Below are 15,539 nucleotides of genomic sequence, written 5' to 3'. Positions count from 1 at the left end.
GTGACATGACTTATCGATTTTCATTCGGACCGTGGAACATTCATGAAGGAGCCGATCCGTTCGGACCGCCGGTCAGGCAATCGTACGAGTTCGGGGAGAAGCTGGCGGCGTACCGCGAGCTCGGCTTCGAGGGCGTACAGTTTCACGATGACGATATCGTGCCGGATATCGCGGGCAAGTCGCATGCGCAGGTAATGAAACGGGCGGGGGAAGTGCGCCGCATGCTGGAGGGGCACGGGCTTGTGACGGAAATCGTGGCTCCCCGCTTGTGGGAAAGTCCGGATACGATCGACGGGGCATTCACTTCGAACGACCCGGGCGAGCGGCTGCAAGCGATCGAGCGGTCGAAACGAACGATCGACATCGCCAGGGAGATGGGTACGAACAATGTCGTGCTCTGGCTTGCCAGGGAAGGTACCTATATCCGCGAGGCGAAAAATCCGGTCGATGCGATTCATTATTTGATCGAAGCGATCAACCTTCTGCTGGAATACGACGCGTCCATTCGCCTCTTGATCGAGCCGAAGCCGAACGAACCGATGGATCATGCCTATGTCCCGACGATCGGACATGCGCTGTCGCTCGCTTACCGGACGACCGATCCGGATCGGGTCGGCGGCTTGATCGAATCGGCGCATTGCATTCTCGCCGGGCTCGATCCGTCCGACGAAATGGGCTATGCGCTGGCGCTCGGCAAGCTGTGGAGCGTCCATCTGAACGACCAGAACGGGCTTAAGTACGATCAGGACAAAGCGTTCGGCTCGGACAATTTGCGCAGGGCGTTCAACCAGGTGCGCGTGCTCGTGGAGAACGGTTACGGGAGCAACGGGGAATTTATCGGACTCGACGTCAAGGCGATGCGGACTCAACCGAGAGCGCTTTCGTTCAAGCATTTGGCGAACAGCCGCGCTATGTTCTTGCGTCTCGTAGATAAAGTCCATACATACGACAAAGAGAAGGAACGGCGGTTCATCGCCGCACGCGATTACGAAGGCTTGGACGAATTCGTGCTCGATCATTTGTTGGGGAGGTGACGGTATTTGGCGGCGGAGTTTAAAGGAAAAGTGGCTGTTCACTCGATAACGTGGGGGCACGATCATCTAAGAGGGTTCGAGGAGGCGGCGGCGCTCGGCTACAAGGCGATCGAGCCGTGGCCGACCTTCGTCCTGCAGCATGAAGGCAGGGAGAGCGAGCTGCTGGAAACGCTCGATCGCTACGGCCTTGCGATGTCCGGCGTATATGGCGGCGCCTCCGGCCAAGCGGGCCGGCGTTTTGCCGACCCGGCGAGGCGGCAGGACATCGTCGAATTTAATGCGCGGCTGGCGCGAATAGCGGCGGGATGCGGCGCATCGCATATCGTGCTCGGTCCGGGAGGGCCGCGCGGCGGGCCGACTACGGCAGAGGAGACGAAGCAAGCCGCCTTGACGATCAACGAGACGGCCAAGCGAACGCTCGAATACGGCGTCAAGTCATGCGTGCATCCGCATCTGTGGACGGAGCTGCAGGACGAGAACGAGCTGGACGCTCTGATGGAGCTGTCCGCGCCGGAAGTATATTTCGCTCCGGATACGGCCCATTTGACCGGGGCGGGGATGGATGCGGCCGCGATGATCCGACGCTACTCCGAGCGTGTCGCCTATGTGCATCTGAAAGATTTGATGCCCTCGGAAGCGAGAATCGAAGATTTTCCGATGCTGATGGGGAACGAAGCGCTGCCGGTATTTTGCGAGCTCGGGCTCGGGCCGATCGATTTCCAGCCGATCATCGACGCTTTGAATGAAATCGGCTATGACGGCTGGCTTACGGTAGAGATCGACAAATCGACGAGCACGCCTTACGAAAGCCTGCGTATATGCCGCGATTTCGTAGAAAACAAGCTGGGTATTCCGATCCGGGAGAGGTGAACAGAATGGCAGAACAATTGAAAGCGGCATTCGGCAAAGTGAAAATGACCCCTGAAGAGCACGCGCCGCTGCAAGGCTATGATGCGGCCGCGAACATCGCCGATCCCGCCAAAGACGTACTCGACGATATTTATGCCAGAATCCTGCTGCTCGACGATGGCCGGGCAAGGAAGGTGATCATCGGCATCGACAGCTGTGTGACGAGCGAGGTTCCTTTTCTTCCCGTCAGACCGAGCGATAACGGCGGAAAGTACAATTATTTTGCGAACACGTTTGCGGAAGGGACGCGACGCGAATGGGGAGAGGCTGCGGAAGGGGAAGAATCGTCAGTAACGGTAATAGCCACGCATACGCATAGTGCGCCTGCCTACTTCAGCCGTAAATATACGTCGCGCGTAACCGCCGCTATCCGGGACTTGATGCAGGAGCTTCAACCGGTCCGCTTGAAAGCCGCTTCGGGGGAGTGCACCGTGTCGGTCAATCGGCGGCCCCGTCTGCAGCATAACGATTCCATTCCGATCGACCGTTCCCTGCAAGTTCTCGTATTCGAAACGACGGAAGGACATCCCATCGGAGCGCTGGTGAATTGCGCCGTACACCCGACGCTGCTGATGAATACGATCGGGCGGGTGTCGGGCGAGTTTGTCGGTCTGGCGATGAACGAACTGGAGGAGCGGTACGGGGACGGATTCGTTTCGTTGTTTATCCAAGGGTTTTCCGGCGATGTCGGACCTGTCGGCCATTACAGAACGGAGACGGAGGATACGTATCCTCTGGTCCGGGAGATGGGGCATCGCTTGTGCGGGGACATCGAGCGGACTGCCGCCCGACTGTCGGCTATAGATGGGCTCCCGCTGCGGAGCGAGGAGAAGACGATCCGCTTGCCTGCAAAGGAAGGCTACTATATGCCGTATGTTCCTATGTCGATTCACGGGCTGAGAATCGGAGAGGCTGTTCTGTTATCCACTTCCGGTGAAATATTCAACAGTTTTACCGGACCGCTTCGGAGCGGTTCGCCGTTCCCGCATACGCTACTCGCGGGACTCGCAAACGGGTACAGCGGTTACCTTCCGACAGTGGCGGCATTCCGGGACGGCTTGGGCGGCTACGAAATCAAAACGACCCCGTACTCGGAAGAGGCATGCCCGATTTTTGCCGAAGAAACGGCTGACCTGATCCGGAATTTGCACGCTTGAGACTATGACGGCATTGTAAAAAGCTTTATTAGGGGGAACACCAATGTTGGGGAAAAGTTTGAAAGCGTTGTCATTATGGATTCTCGTTATGATGCTGGCCGCTTCGTGCAGCGGGAAGGCTCCGGACAAAGGGGAGGCCAAGCCCGACATCCAGGCGGTCAAGGAGCCGACGATCGACAAGCCGACGGAGCTGACTCTGTACCATCCGTGGGGCATGACGCAGCAGCTATTCATGGAGACGGAGGGGAAATACATAGTCAAGAAATACCCGAATCTCTCCTTCAAGGTGCTCAACCGGTCGAACGGAACGTTGGATCAATTGGTCGCCAGCGGGACGAAGATCGATCTGATCTACGCGACGGAGAATGAATTGGCGCTGCTGAAGGATTTGGGCCTGGATTCGGATTTGTCCGATCCGATGAAGCGGTATTCCTATGACATCAATGCGCTGGAGCCGGTCGTGGCGAATTACATCCGGTCGTTCAACGGGGGCAAAATACCGGCGATCCCGACACAGCTTCAGACGTTGGCCCTCTATTACAACAAAAGCTTGTTCGACAAGTTCGGAGTTCCGTACCCCGCCGCCAAGTGGAGCTGGGATCAGCTGGTCGAGACTTCCAAGAAGCTGACGCGAAGCGACGGCGGAGTCGCGTACCGGGGCTACGCCGACGGCGCGATCAACAATTCGTTCCGGTTCAATCCTTTCTCCATGCCGCTTGCGGACTCCGGGACGAATAAAGCGGTATTCGAAACCGACCGGATGAAAGATTACGTAAAGCAACTGATCCGGCCTCTGCAAATACCGGAGTACGACCTGCAGAGAAGCAATATCAACAACAATAAGGCGAGGGATTGGTTCCGGAAGGAGCAGACGCTTGCCATGGCCACGATGATGACTTCGGATTTTCCGAGAGCGAGCACGGGAGAGACGGTCAACTGGGACGTCGTGACGTATCCGGACTTTAAAGAGGCACCGGGCGTAGGGCCGCAGCCGGAAATCATCATGTGGTACGTCACCTCGAACAGCGGCAGCAAGGAAGCGGCATATTTGGCGGCGGCCGAGATGAGCGCGGCCCGGGTTCAGGCAGGGTTGTTTCAAGAAGGCTCGATCCCCGTGCTGAAGGACAAATCGGGTATGGGAACGTTCGGCTCGGCGCTGCCCGATCTCAAAGGCAAGAACGTCAAAGCGCTTATCCCGGATAAATATGCGGATAAATCGCCCTATTTCAAATATGTGTCCATTCCGGCGGCGCAGCTTGTCGGCGTATACGTCGAAACGGCTCTCGGTACGAAAGATATCAACACGTCTTTCCGCGAAGCGGTCGAGAACGCGAATAAAACCATCGAGCAAAACATCAAAACGAAGTAAAGACTTCCGCCCAAAACACCGCCTTCGTCTTGTCCTATATCGCCCGCAGCTCGCTTTCGCAATCCCTGACGAAGCGCCGCTCTTCCTTCGAAAAACATCTATTTAGGAGGATTACTATGGATAAAAACAAGCAATCCGAGATCAAGAAGGACATGGAAGCATTCGAACGGGTTCAAGTGGACACCGGCGGCAAAATAAGCCGCAGACACCTGCTCGCCGGCATGGGCATGGCCGGCATCGCGGCCGTAGCCGGAGGGCTCGTGAACGGTAGTACAGCAAGCAGCTTAAACGGAGGCACTGTATCGGGGAAAGTATACAATGGAGCGGGCCGGCCTCCGGAGGGACTCCCTCCGGGGCGACCGTTCCTAGGCGGGGAGGGCGTCATGGAAGCGGATAGCGTAACGTTCCAGTACTCCGGCGGAATGCCGGAGCGCACGGTCGGCGGCAAATTGCGCGAGCTGGCCAGTATCGCCGACTTTGGCGCGGTTTGCGACGGCATAACCGACGATACGGCCGCCTTTACGGCGATGTGCGGGCAGCTCGGCAGCGGCTCGTTCGTCGTGCCGGCGGACTCGCTGGTCGGCGGACGGATTTTGCCTGCAGGCGTACACGTCTTGACGCGTTCCGATTTCGCCGTGATCGGGACGGACAACAAGATCGGCAATCCGACCTTTGCAAGCTCGGCTTCCGGTTGGACGTTGAGCGGATTTACGGCGGCCGGTGGCCCCGACCGGATTACTCACCTTGCCGCCGGTGCATCCAGCGCGAAAACGACTGTTTTCGCCGAGCGCAGAACCGTCTATTTGCTGCGGGTGAAGCTGACGACGACAGCCGACGGGGTCATCAATTTCAGACTTGGCAACAAAGACCTTTACGGACCAGAGAAGCTGTTCCAGGAGAACGGCGTGACCGTAGCAGGCGCCTATATGTCGGCGGGGGTGATGCCGAACGGTACTGGTGCGGAGCAGCTCAGACCGATCAGCGCAACCGTCTGGTCCTACACGCTGCTGACGAACAATACGGTGGACGGAGCCAACCTGTCGGGCAACGTCACCTTCGAAATATCGACAGGCGCCAATTCGACATGGCGCGGCGAAATCCAGAGCGTCGAGCTGATCAAAATCGCGAAGCCGCTCGTTTCGGCTTTGGGACTTGTCGGGCAAGGAGACACTACGCTGCTCGATCAGTGGGGCGTCAAAATTTCGAACGGCAATTACGGCACGGTCGGTCTCGGGGACCACCAGACGCTCCAGCTCATTAACGGCGACGGCAAGCAGACATCGGAGGGAGCTCACAACGTGGCTGTCGGCGCCCGGGCTTTGGCCAGCACGATCGACGGGGACGAGAATACGGCCATTGGCGACATGGCGATGCAGTACTGCGAAGGCTCCGGGAACACCGCTGTCGGCTACAGCGCGCAGAAGTTCAGTCAGAAAGGGATGGAGAATACATCTATCGGCTATAAGACGCTGACTATGAATGCTTGCGGCATCGCGAATACGGTCGGCGGGTTCCGGTCGGCCGCATTTTCGATCACCGGCAGCTATAATTCCGCTTGGGGCTGGAAGGCGTTGGAGAGGAACAAGGCGGGCAGCTACAACGTAGCGGTCGGCTACATGGCCGGCTTCAACATCGGCAGCGTCGGAAACGTAGCGATCGGCTCGATGAGCGGTCCGCACATAGGCGCCGGGGGACCTTACAATTATTCGTTCTCCACAAGCGTCGGACACGAAGCGAAAGCTTACGGCAACAACAACGTAGCGCTCGGCTATCAAGCCCAAGTAGGCTCGTACAACCCGGCGACCAATGTCACTACGGCGTATAACAATTCCGTGTCCATCGGGTATCAGGCGGCCGTCACCGGATCGGACCAGATTCAATTGGGCAACAGCAGTACGACGACTTACGTGTACGGAACCGTTCAGAACCGATCGGATGCCCGCGACAAGGCGGATATCCGGGACACCGTGCTCGGGATCGAATTTATTCTCGGCTTGCGTCCTGTCGACGGCCGATGGGATTTGCGAGACGACTATCGTTCCATGGACGCGGCCGGTAACCTTACCGAGCATCCGAAGGACGGCTCCCGCAAGCGGACGCGTTACCACCATTGGTTCATCGCGCAAGAGGTGAAGACGCTTTGCGACAAATTGGGAGTGGAGTTCGGCGGCTATCAGGACCATTCGGTTGGCGGCGGAGCCGATGTGCAGACGCTCGGCTACGATGAGTTCATTCCACCCGTCGTAAGGTCGATTCAACAATGCTGGGAGCGTCTCGATGCCATAGAAGCCCGCCTGAACAAGGCCGGGTTGTAAGTGAACTCGTTCAGCTAAGGCTGAACATCGGGGAATCAGATGGAGACTCTACTCCACCTGATTCAAAGCCCGCCTATAGAGGCGGGGGTCTTAACCCGATAAAGTAAATCGGGATAAAATAACAGGGGGTTCTATCCATGTGTATAAGAAGGCATGCCGCATTTTTGCCGCTTTGCCTTGGCCTTGCCATGCTTGTATCGGCCTGCGGCTCCGATAAGACCGTTACCGATCCGTCCAAAGAGGCCGCCGCGGTTCCAATCAGCAAAGAACCGGCCGAGCTGTCCGTTTACTTTCCGTTTCCGGCGGATTGGCCCGAGGCCGATTTCATGAAAACGTTCGCTCAGCCGATTACGGCCAAATTCCCACATATCACGATCAAATATATCGCCGGGGGCAAAATTCCGGAGCTGCTCGCCGCCGGACAGAAGATCGACATCATTTTCGCCTCGATCGGGGCAAGTCCCACCTATTTGCAGGAAAACAAGCTGGAGTACGATATCAGCCCGATGATCAAGAAGCACAACTACAATCTGAACCAGCTCGAGCCGACGATGGTGGATATAGCCAAACAATTTGCGCGCGGAGGGATTTATGGGCTGCCGGTGTATACGCCCCCTTCAACGATTTACTACAACAAGGATATATTCGACAAATTCGGCGTCCCGTATCCGAAGGACGGCATGACCTGGGACGAATTGTATGACTTGAGCAAGTCGCTTACCCGCACGGATGCCGGAGTTACTTACTACGGTCTGGGATCGTCGCACGGCCATTTGGCGATGATGAATCAGCTCTCGATTCCGCTCGTCCTGAGCGACACGAAGAAGTCCACATTCGACACCGACTCGCGATGGAAAAGCTTCGCTGATAATTTGCTCCGGTTCTACAAGCTTCCGGGCTTTGCCGACATCAAGTCGAATCAAATTTCCGAGCCGCACGAGCGAAACCGGTTTTTCAAAGACAGGAATGTAGCGATGTTCATCGCTTTGACCGCTCTGCACTCCCCTCAGGAGCTTGGCAATTTGAACTGGAATTTGGCTTCGTTCCCCGTGCTCAAAGATAAGCCGGGTGTGGGACCGCAGGCATACCCGACCTACTTCTACGTCACTTCGATGAGCCAGTACAAGGATCAGGCGTTCGAGGCGATCGCTTACCTGACGACCGAGGAATACCAGTCCGCACGATTGAAGGAAGGCAGATTTCTCACCACCTCAAGCAACAAATCGCTGCGGCAATCGTTCGGTCAAAACAATCCGGTGTACGCCGGGAAAAATGTTAAAGCGTTCCAACCGGATCAATACGCCCCGGCAGGCTCGGTAAACAAATACAACGGCAACGGCATCGGGGAGTTCAACACGGTCATGAAGGATGTCGTGTTTGGCGGCAAGGATGTGAATACGGCTCTGCGCGAAGCGGCGGAGCGAATCAACAAACAAATTCAGGAGGCGGAAGCCGCATCCAAATAAAACACCCCACAAAGTGGAGCCATGCTTAGAAGCTTATTCCAAGTACTTTGCGGGGACCCCGAAATTATAAAACCCCGAAATCAGGACAAAAAAAGGGCCCTCGTCAACGGGACGGGGGCTTTACCATAAGGTTTATATTAAAAAGGGGGTCTTGTTATTAGAATACCCGTCCAACGTTATAGGAACGTAACAGAAATATTTCATTTGTGTAACAAAATACGAATTTCGGTATGGATCCGCAAATTCGAGCTACAGCTCCACCGCAACCCGCTCCTTTTGTCGGAAAAACACCCATTCCTTGAAGCCGATCTCTCCCAGTCTGCGCTTAACCTGCTCGAATTCGTCCCCGACCCGGCTCGGAACGTGGGCGTCGGAGCCGAACGTTACGGAAACGCCGTGATGGAGAGCGCGTTCCAGGATGTCGTCCGCCGGATACCAGCCCCCGCAGTCTTTCATTTTGCCGGACGTATTGATCTCGATCGCCAGCTTGTTCTGGCCGATGATGCGGAGCGTTTCGTCGACCACATCGGTTTGAATGCCGGCGAATGCCGGGAAATACGCCTTCATCGCATCGATATGACCGAGAATTTGGAACATTCCGCTTTGCGCGGATTGCCGGATCAGATCGTAGTACATTTCCTTTTGGCGTACGATTTCCGAGTCCTTCATGTTTCTAAAGCGCTTTTTGTTGAAAATGCTGACCCCGTCCGACTTGTGCACCGAGCCGATAATGTAGTCGAACGGATACTGCTCGTAGACGCGCTTGTAGACGTCGGCATGCTCGGGGAAAAAGTCCGACTCGACGCCGAGCAGCACCTCGATCTTGTCTTTGTATTCCTCTTTCAGCTTCAATACTTCCGCAACGTAGTTGGGGAAGTCGCTTTTGGCCATCGTAATGCCCGGCCAAGGGTGCTCCTCCGCCTCGGCGAAATACGGCGAGTGATCCGATATGCCGATCACTTGAAGCCCTTGGGCGACCGCCGATTCGATATAATCGCGGATTGTCCCGTCGGCGTGGCCGCATCGCTTGTGGTGGGTGTGAAGATCGAATCTCATGTCGGGTCCTCCTACACAATGAACCTAAAAGTTCCGCGTTAGTTAATGTGTCCAAACGGACTGCCGTTCACTCGGCCCGGTGTCCGTCTATTCCGAGCCGAGGAAATTCGATTCCGGCATTCCCTTCAAATCGCGGAGAAACTGGTGCATCGCCGAGTTCATATATTTGCCGGCTTTGGTGATGGCCCCGATCGGATGAGTCAGCTCCAACTCGTTCACTTGAATCATTTTGAGCGTTCCGAGGCGCAGCTCACCCGCGATCGACATCTTCGAGATAATGGCCGCCCCGAGATTGAGCTCGACCATCCGTTTCACTTCCTCGCTGCTCGACAGCTCCATGACGATCGGCGGCTCGATCTTGTATTTGTTGAACACTTGATCGACGAAGCGCCTGCCCGCCGTTTCCGGAGACAGCATGATGAACGGAATGTCCTTCAAGGCGTCTACCGTCGTATGGGATAGCTTGCCTAGCGAGTGCATGGGCGATACGACAAGCTCGAACGTATCGTAATAGAGGATGGATGTCTCGAGACCCGGATGTTTCTCGAACAAATAGCCGATGCCGATATCCAACGTGCCGTTTTCTACGCTGGTCATAATTTGCGACGAAGTCATCGAATGAATCGTCGTTTTGATCAGCGGATATTGGTTTTGAAAGTAAGAGAGCACCCGCGGCAATATTTGCATCGCGATCGAGGTGGTCGTGCCGAGATGAATGTTTCCTTGGGGCGTGTGGTTCAGATCGTCCAGCCTTTGCTTCAGATCCTCGACCGTCTGCAGAATGCGCTCCGCGTGCTCCAGGAACACCTTTCCGCTGTCCGTGAGCGTCACCGGCTGGTTGCGGTCGACCAGCACCGTCCGGAACTCCTCCTCCAGGCTTTTGATTTGCGCGGATACGGCCGGCTGGGTCAGATTGAGCAGCTCGCCGGCTTTGCGGAAGCTCATTGTTTTCGATATGGTCACCAGCGTTTCCAACTGGTTGATGTTCACGGCAACTCTCCTTTGCTACATACTGAACCTGTCTTTATCTTATTTCGCGGGCGCCGGCTCGAACAACTCCAGCCATTCCCCGTCGGGACCGTAAAAGAAACGGTACCTCGCGCCGTTCGGCAGCGTCGTAATATCCGGATCGATCCACGTAACCCTGAGCTTGCCGATGCGCTCGATTTCCGCTTCCAGGTTGTCCACGGTAAAGGCGATATGATGGACTTTGCCTTCCGCCGGGAGCCCCCCGTTGTACCCTTCGACCAGCTCCACCTGAGTTTCTTCGGCACCCGGGCTGCCGAGAAAGGCGAGCTTGACCGTTCCGTTGCCGTGATCAAGCGTACCGAGCAGCGACAGCCCGACTACGTCCCGGTAAAAAGCGATCGAGGCTTCCATATTTTGAACCATAATGCCCACGTGCTCGATTTTGCGTACTGCCATACTATGCGTCTCCTCCCGGTTAAACAAAAATCAGTCCGCAGACTGTCCCGATATCGTCTTGTCTATTGTACCTTTTACATCCCGGCAGGGAAAGGGCCGCTTAGAAAACATTTCCTGAGACGCCGAAAGCGGTTTGCCAAAAGCGAAACCGAAGCTGAAAAGCTTGGTCGACGGCATTGTGCCTTCCAACGGCGTTTTTTGCGTACGCGAATTTTGCGAACGATTTCATGAATCTTCCACACTCAAGACTTTTGGCCTATATTGCCCGCGTGATACAATGTAGCTTATGGGATTTTATCCCTGATGACGACTTAAAGGAGACGGAGGCTGTAAACATGGGAAATGTGAGCTCGATCAAATACAAAATCATTTGGCCGGTGTTGATCGTGATTTGCCTAGTAACCGCGGCAATGGGCCTGATCAATTACCGCGAGACCGCCGACAGCGTCCAGCGCAAAGGATACGCTACGCTCGAGGTAGCCATCATCGGCATAGAGAACGCTTTGTTTGCACGGAAGACGGCGGAGGAAGTCATGGAGAAAGAAATGATCGGACAGGCCACTCTCGTCTCCTACTTGGTGGAGCGCGGTCTGAACTACGAGCAGGCGGCGGGCTTGGCGAAGCGGGCCGGGATCGACGAAATATGGGTAACCGACGGCGCGGGCGAGGCGATCCTGACGAATTCGGGGCCGGACGTCAAATTCAACTATGCGGCCGATCCGAAACAGCAGGCATACGAATTCATGGATCTGATCTCGAAGAAAAAAGAAACGGTCGTTCAGCCGGCGCAGCCGCGTACGATCGATCCGAAAGTATACAAGTATGTCGGCGTAGGCGGATGGTCCGTCCCTCGCATCGTGCAAGTGGGGAGAGACGGCGCCAAGCTGACCGAGCTGGAGAGCCGGATCGGCGCGAAGCCGCTCATCCGGGAGCTGAAGGAGCAGGTCGGGGACGAGGTGCTGTTCGCCGGCATCGTCGATGCGGAAGGCAAGCTTCTTTTCGCCAGCGACGAGTCGGTGCAGCAGCTGGATGCGGACATCGGGGAGCTGGCGCAAGCAAGTCTCGCGTCCAAGGAGCGGAGGACGGCCGCCTCATCGTACGGCTCCGACAAAGCGACGTATTATGTTTCTCCGCTAAGCAACGGGCAAGGGCTCGTGCTGGCCATGTCGACCGAAGTGCTGTACCGGATCTTATGGAAAACCGTGCTGTGCGTAGTGCTTGCCATCCTGATCAGCGGGGCGGCGGTGTTCCTGGTCGTCGGACGCCAATTCCGGCGGTTGGACGGATTGAAGCAGGCGATGAACGAGCTGAGTCAGGGTGAAGGCGATTTGACGCGGCAGCTGCCGGTCGGCTCGAAGGACGAGATCGGCGATCTGTCCGCGGCGATGAACCGGTTCATCGGGAAAATACGGGCCATCGTCACCGAGGTGAAAGGGACGACGGGCGACAGCACCCGCGAGGCGGACGGTATCGGCCGGCTGTCGATGCAGACGATGGAAATATCGCGCGAGATGAATTCGACGATGGAACAGGTTGCCGTGGCGGCGTCCCGCCAAGCCGAAGAGGTGGAGCGGGGGATGAGCGGCGTGCATGAGCTGGCCGGCATTATCGACAATTACCGGAAGCAAACGACGGTGCTTACGGAGAGCAGCCGCGAGCTGCGGCATAATGAGGAGCGGGGCGGGGCGGCGGTCGGCGAGCTGATCGAATCGATCGGCGAAAGCGCCGGCATCGTACGCGATGCGGGTCTCAGTCTGGACAAGCTGCGCAAGGAGCTCGAATCGGTAGGGGAGATGGCCGAGGCGATAACGGCGATTTCTCAGCAAACCGGACTGCTCGCGTTGAACGCCTCGATCGAAGCGGCGAGAGCGGGAGAGCACGGCAAAGGGTTCGCGGTAGTCGCGTCCGAAGTTCGCAAGCTGGCCGATCAGGCAAACGATTCGGCCGAGCGGATCCGCGAGCTGCTCCGGAAGGTACATACGTCGACGAACGAGACCGTGCAGGCGATGGACGGAGTCGTCCGCCACACGGACAGCCAAGAGCGGTTCGCGGGCGCGACGAGGGATACGTTCGGGGCGATGAAGCTTGCGCTCGGGCAGATGGACGGTCTGATCGGGGAGCTGGCCGGGGGCATGAACCGATTGGAGGAGAAGAAGAACGATATCGTGGAAATGATCGAGGTCGTATCGGCGGCATCCCAGCAAACGGCGGCGAGCTCCGAGGAAATTTTGGCGGGCGTCGATTCGCAGCTGCGGCAGATCGAGGAGATGAGCGGCAAAGCCCGGCTGCTGAACCGTCATATGAGCCAGCTTCAGGCGGAAGTGAACTTGTTCAAGGTATAGGGCGGTGTGTGCACGACAAAAAAAAGCGGTCCCCGTCGGGGCCCCGTCGGGGCCGCTTTTCGTTCACTCAGAGAGCCAGCTTCAGCCGAACCCAGAAGCGGATCTCGTCTCCTTCGCTTTCCGCCCAAATCTCGCCTCCGTGATAGTCGATAATGCTCTTGGCGATTGCGAGACCGAGACCGGAACCGCCGGTTTCCGACGAGCGGGACGGGTCGATCCGGTAGAACCGGTCGAACAGCCGGTTCACCTCCTCCTGCGAGAGGGGCGTGCCGTTGTTGCTGATGCGAACGGTGACATGGTCGGCTTCGCGGAACAGGAGCACCCGGATCGTCCCGGGCTTGCGGCTGTATTTGACCGCGTTCGTAAGCAGATTGTCGAACACCCGGATCATTTTGTCGGCGTCCACGTTCACCCTAAGCTTCTCCGGGGGGAAAGCGCGGACGATGGACAGCTCGTTTTCCTCCGCATAGCTCACCATCTCCTCGAGCAGCTGCTCGAGCAGCTCGTTGATGCATACCGTATCGAGCTTCAACGTATCTCCCTTGTTCGATAGCTTCGTATATTCGAACAGATCGTCGATCAAGCTTTTCAGCTTCTCCGACTTGCCGTAGGCGATGTTGACGTACGAGTCGGCTTGTGCATCCGATTCGTAGTTCCGGTCCTTGAGCAGCCGCAGGTAACCCATAATGAGCGTCAGCGGTGTCCGCAGATCGTGGGAGACGTTCGTAATGAGCTCGTTCTTCGTCGCTTCCGCCCGGCGTTCTTCCTCGAGCGTCTGCTGGAGCTCGACGGTCATCCGGTTGATGCTGTCGGCGAGCGATCCGAGCTCGTCCCGGCTTCTCGCCGGCACGCGATAGTGCAGGTTCCCTTTGGAAATTTCCCGCAGCCCGTGGGCCAGCTCCCCGATATATTTCGTTTTCCTTTTCGTAATCCAGAAGAAGAGAAAAATAAACGTAACGAAGGCGAGCAGCGCCGGCATCGGACTGCTTCCCCCTTTCATGTAGACGATATTCGGGGAAGGCATGCCGGACACGACCAGATAAGCTTTCGTGTTCTGCAGATCGAGCGGATAGAAGCTGGAATATTCCTGATTCTGATACCGTCTGTCGTTGATCCGGGCGTCCATCGCATTGCGGATGATGCTGTGCAGATCGACTTTGCTTTCGGTGGCGTTGGCCGATTTGTACAGCACTTTGCCGTCCAGATCGAGCAGCAATATTTTCATATTCGGGTTCCATTGATTGTATCTGGCGATAATGTCCGCAATTTTTTGCTCAGGGGTCGGCACAGACGTCGCCGATGCGCTGCGGCCAGGTCTTTCCTGCATACTGTATTCGTCATTAATATCGTTCAGGATGGAGCGGGCTCTCGAATCGATCTCATGAACCCCGGCCGAATAATCGATCGTCGGATATTTATTCGCATCGGCGAACAGCGGGGTCGTTATGCTTCGTGCGATCAAGGCGGCGAGCACGCAGAAGACGAACGTCAATATAAGCTGCATGCGGATGCTCGATTCGATATGGCGATGCACGAACCAATAGACGTCGCGGATAAAGCCGAGCAGAACGGACAGCCAGTGCAGAGGGTTGAACAACGATCTACTTTTCAATTTTATAGCCGACCCCCCATACCGTCTTGATGTATTTGGGCTGACGCGGAGTCGTCTCCAGCTTCTCGCGTATTTTCCTTATATGAACCATCACCGTATTGTCCGATTCGTAGAACGTCTCGTTCCATACCGACTCGTATATTTTCTCGATGCTGAACACGATGCCCCGGTTGCGGGCAAGCAGCTCGAGAATGGCGAATTCCCGCGGCGTCAGCCTGATCTCGCGTCCTTCCACGCGCACTTCGTGCGTCGCCGTATTGATGACGAGCTCGTCGATCTCGATTTCTTCCTCGAGCCGGGAGGCGGACACATTCAGCCGTTTGTAGCGGCGAAGCTGCGATTTGACTCTCGCGACCAGCTCAAGCGGGTTGAACGGCTTCGTCATGTAATCGTCCGCTCCGGTACTGAGCCCCATAATTTTGTCCATATCCTGGCTTTTGGCGGACAGCATGATGATCGGCATGTTCTTCTCCTCGCGGATGCGCATGCATGCCTGGATGCCGTCCATGCGCGGCATCATAATGTCCAGGATGATGAGGTCGACCTCTTTGTGCCGGAGCACGTCCAGCGCCTCCACGCCGTTCGAAGCGCGCAGCAGCACGTAGCCTTCGTTCTTCAAATAAATTTCCAGCAGATCCAATATTTCTTTTTCGTCGTCAACAAGGAGCAAGGTCTCCTGTGCCATAGACAATCGTCTCCATTCGTAATCGTTCCCGTCAAAAGGATACCACAGCAACCGGCTCTATATAAACGGCTGACCCTCATTATAAAGGCCATTTCTTAAGAAACATCCGTCCGAGTTCTTAATTAAATCTTAAACCCATACAATGACAGAAGGGGACAAGGTACGGGGA

At 56.4% G+C, this 15,539-nt stretch carries 12 protein-coding genes; 7 read left to right on the top strand and 5 right to left on the bottom strand.

Annotation, left to right across the window (positions count from 1 at the left end):
* The first annotated feature begins 5 nt into the window (after window positions 1–5).
* The 6 genes from FE783_RS33115 (at window position 6) to FE783_RS33090 (ending at window position 8,250) form a co-directional block, all read left to right on the top strand.
* Window positions 6–1,034: a TIM barrel protein gene (locus tag FE783_RS33115; RefSeq protein ID WP_138883685.1), complete on the top strand. Its 1,029-nt coding sequence runs from the start codon at window positions 6–8 to the stop codon at window positions 1,032–1,034.
* Window positions 1,035–1,040: 6 nt separating this feature from the next.
* Window positions 1,041–1,904, top strand: a complete 864-nt coding sequence (locus tag FE783_RS33110; RefSeq protein WP_138883684.1) for a sugar phosphate isomerase/epimerase family protein — start codon at window positions 1,041–1,043, stop codon at window positions 1,902–1,904.
* A gap of 5 nt (window positions 1,905–1,909) precedes the next feature.
* Window positions 1,910–3,100, top strand: a complete 1,191-nt coding sequence (locus tag FE783_RS33105; protein WP_138883683.1) for a hypothetical protein — start codon at window positions 1,910–1,912, stop codon at window positions 3,098–3,100.
* Window positions 3,101–3,143: 43 nt separating this feature from the next.
* Window positions 3,144–4,469 (top strand): ABC transporter substrate-binding protein, encoded by a 1,326-nt coding sequence (locus FE783_RS33100; protein WP_138883682.1) that lies wholly within the window; start codon window positions 3,144–3,146, stop codon window positions 4,467–4,469.
* A 116-nt stretch (window positions 4,470–4,585) separates the two neighbouring features.
* On the top strand, window positions 4,586–6,784 hold the full coding sequence (locus tag FE783_RS33095) for a tail fiber domain-containing protein (protein WP_138883681.1): 2,199 nt from the start codon (window positions 4,586–4,588) through the stop codon (window positions 6,782–6,784).
* 137 nt (window positions 6,785–6,921) lie between these two features.
* Window positions 6,922–8,250, top strand: coding sequence for an ABC transporter substrate-binding protein (locus FE783_RS33090; RefSeq protein WP_138883680.1), 1,329 nt, complete (start codon window positions 6,922–6,924; stop codon window positions 8,248–8,250).
* Window positions 8,251–8,499: 249 nt separating this feature from the next.
* On the opposite strand, the gene FE783_RS33085 is transcribed toward FE783_RS33090, so the two are convergent.
* The 3 genes from FE783_RS33085 to FE783_RS33075 form a co-directional block, all read right to left on the bottom strand.
* Window positions 8,500–9,306: a histidinol-phosphatase gene (locus tag FE783_RS33085; RefSeq protein WP_138883679.1), complete on the bottom strand. Its 807-nt coding sequence runs from the start codon at window positions 9,304–9,306 to the stop codon at window positions 8,500–8,502.
* 87 nt (window positions 9,307–9,393) lie between these two features.
* Window positions 9,394–10,296 (bottom strand): LysR family transcriptional regulator, encoded by a 903-nt coding sequence (locus tag FE783_RS33080; protein ID WP_138883678.1) that lies wholly within the window; start codon window positions 10,294–10,296, stop codon window positions 9,394–9,396.
* Window positions 10,297–10,335: 39 nt separating this feature from the next.
* Complete coding sequence (locus FE783_RS33075) at window positions 10,336–10,731, bottom strand: VOC family protein (protein ID WP_138883677.1); 396 nt, start codon at window positions 10,729–10,731, stop codon at window positions 10,336–10,338.
* Window positions 10,732–11,066: 335 nt separating this feature from the next.
* On the opposite strand from FE783_RS33075, the gene FE783_RS33070 reads away from it, so the two are divergent.
* On the top strand, window positions 11,067–13,073 hold the full coding sequence (locus FE783_RS33070; protein ID WP_158302172.1) for a methyl-accepting chemotaxis protein: 2,007 nt from the start codon (window positions 11,067–11,069) through the stop codon (window positions 13,071–13,073).
* A gap of 67 nt (window positions 13,074–13,140) precedes the next feature.
* On the opposite strand, the gene FE783_RS33065 is transcribed toward FE783_RS33070, so the two are convergent.
* Window positions 13,141–14,685: a sensor histidine kinase gene (locus tag FE783_RS33065; protein WP_138883675.1), complete on the bottom strand. Its 1,545-nt coding sequence runs from the start codon at window positions 14,683–14,685 to the stop codon at window positions 13,141–13,143.
* Window positions 14,675–15,370 (bottom strand): response regulator transcription factor, encoded by a 696-nt coding sequence (locus FE783_RS33060; protein ID WP_138883674.1) that lies wholly within the window; start codon window positions 15,368–15,370, stop codon window positions 14,675–14,677. Before FE783_RS33060 ends, FE783_RS33065 begins: the two co-directional genes overlap by 11 nt.
* Between the last annotated feature and the right edge of the window lie 169 nt (window positions 15,371–15,539).

This window comes from Paenibacillus mesophilus (genome assembly GCF_005938385.1).
Lineage (GTDB): Bacteria > Bacillota > Bacilli > Paenibacillales > NBRC-103111 > Paenibacillus_AB > Paenibacillus_AB mesophilus.
Note: the sequence above shows the minus strand (reverse complement) of the source record. Positions and strands in the feature narration are given on the sequence as shown.

Coding starts and splice junctions, on each gene's coding strand:
- FE783_RS33115 (WP_138883685.1), top strand. CDS start 6: ATGACTTATCGATTTTCATTCGGACCGTGGAACATTCATGAAGGAGCC.
- FE783_RS33105 (WP_138883683.1), top strand. CDS start 1,910: ATGGCAGAACAATTGAAAGCGGCATTCGGCAAAGTGAAAATGACCCCT.
- FE783_RS33100 (WP_138883682.1), top strand. CDS start 3,144: ATGTTGGGGAAAAGTTTGAAAGCGTTGTCATTATGGATTCTCGTTATG.
- FE783_RS33095 (WP_138883681.1), top strand. CDS start 4,586: ATGGATAAAAACAAGCAATCCGAGATCAAGAAGGACATGGAAGCATTC.
- FE783_RS33090 (WP_138883680.1), top strand. CDS start 6,922: ATGTGTATAAGAAGGCATGCCGCATTTTTGCCGCTTTGCCTTGGCCTT.
- FE783_RS33085 (WP_138883679.1), bottom strand. CDS start 9,306: ATGAGATTCGATCTTCACACCCACCACAAGCGATGCGGCCACGCCGAC.
- FE783_RS33075 (WP_138883677.1), bottom strand. CDS start 10,731: ATGGCAGTACGCAAAATCGAGCACGTGGGCATTATGGTTCAAAATATG.
- FE783_RS33070 (WP_158302172.1), top strand. CDS start 11,067: ATGGGAAATGTGAGCTCGATCAAATACAAAATCATTTGGCCGGTGTTG.
- FE783_RS33060 (WP_138883674.1), bottom strand. CDS start 15,370: ATGGCACAGGAGACCTTGCTCCTTGTTGACGACGAAAAAGAAATATTG.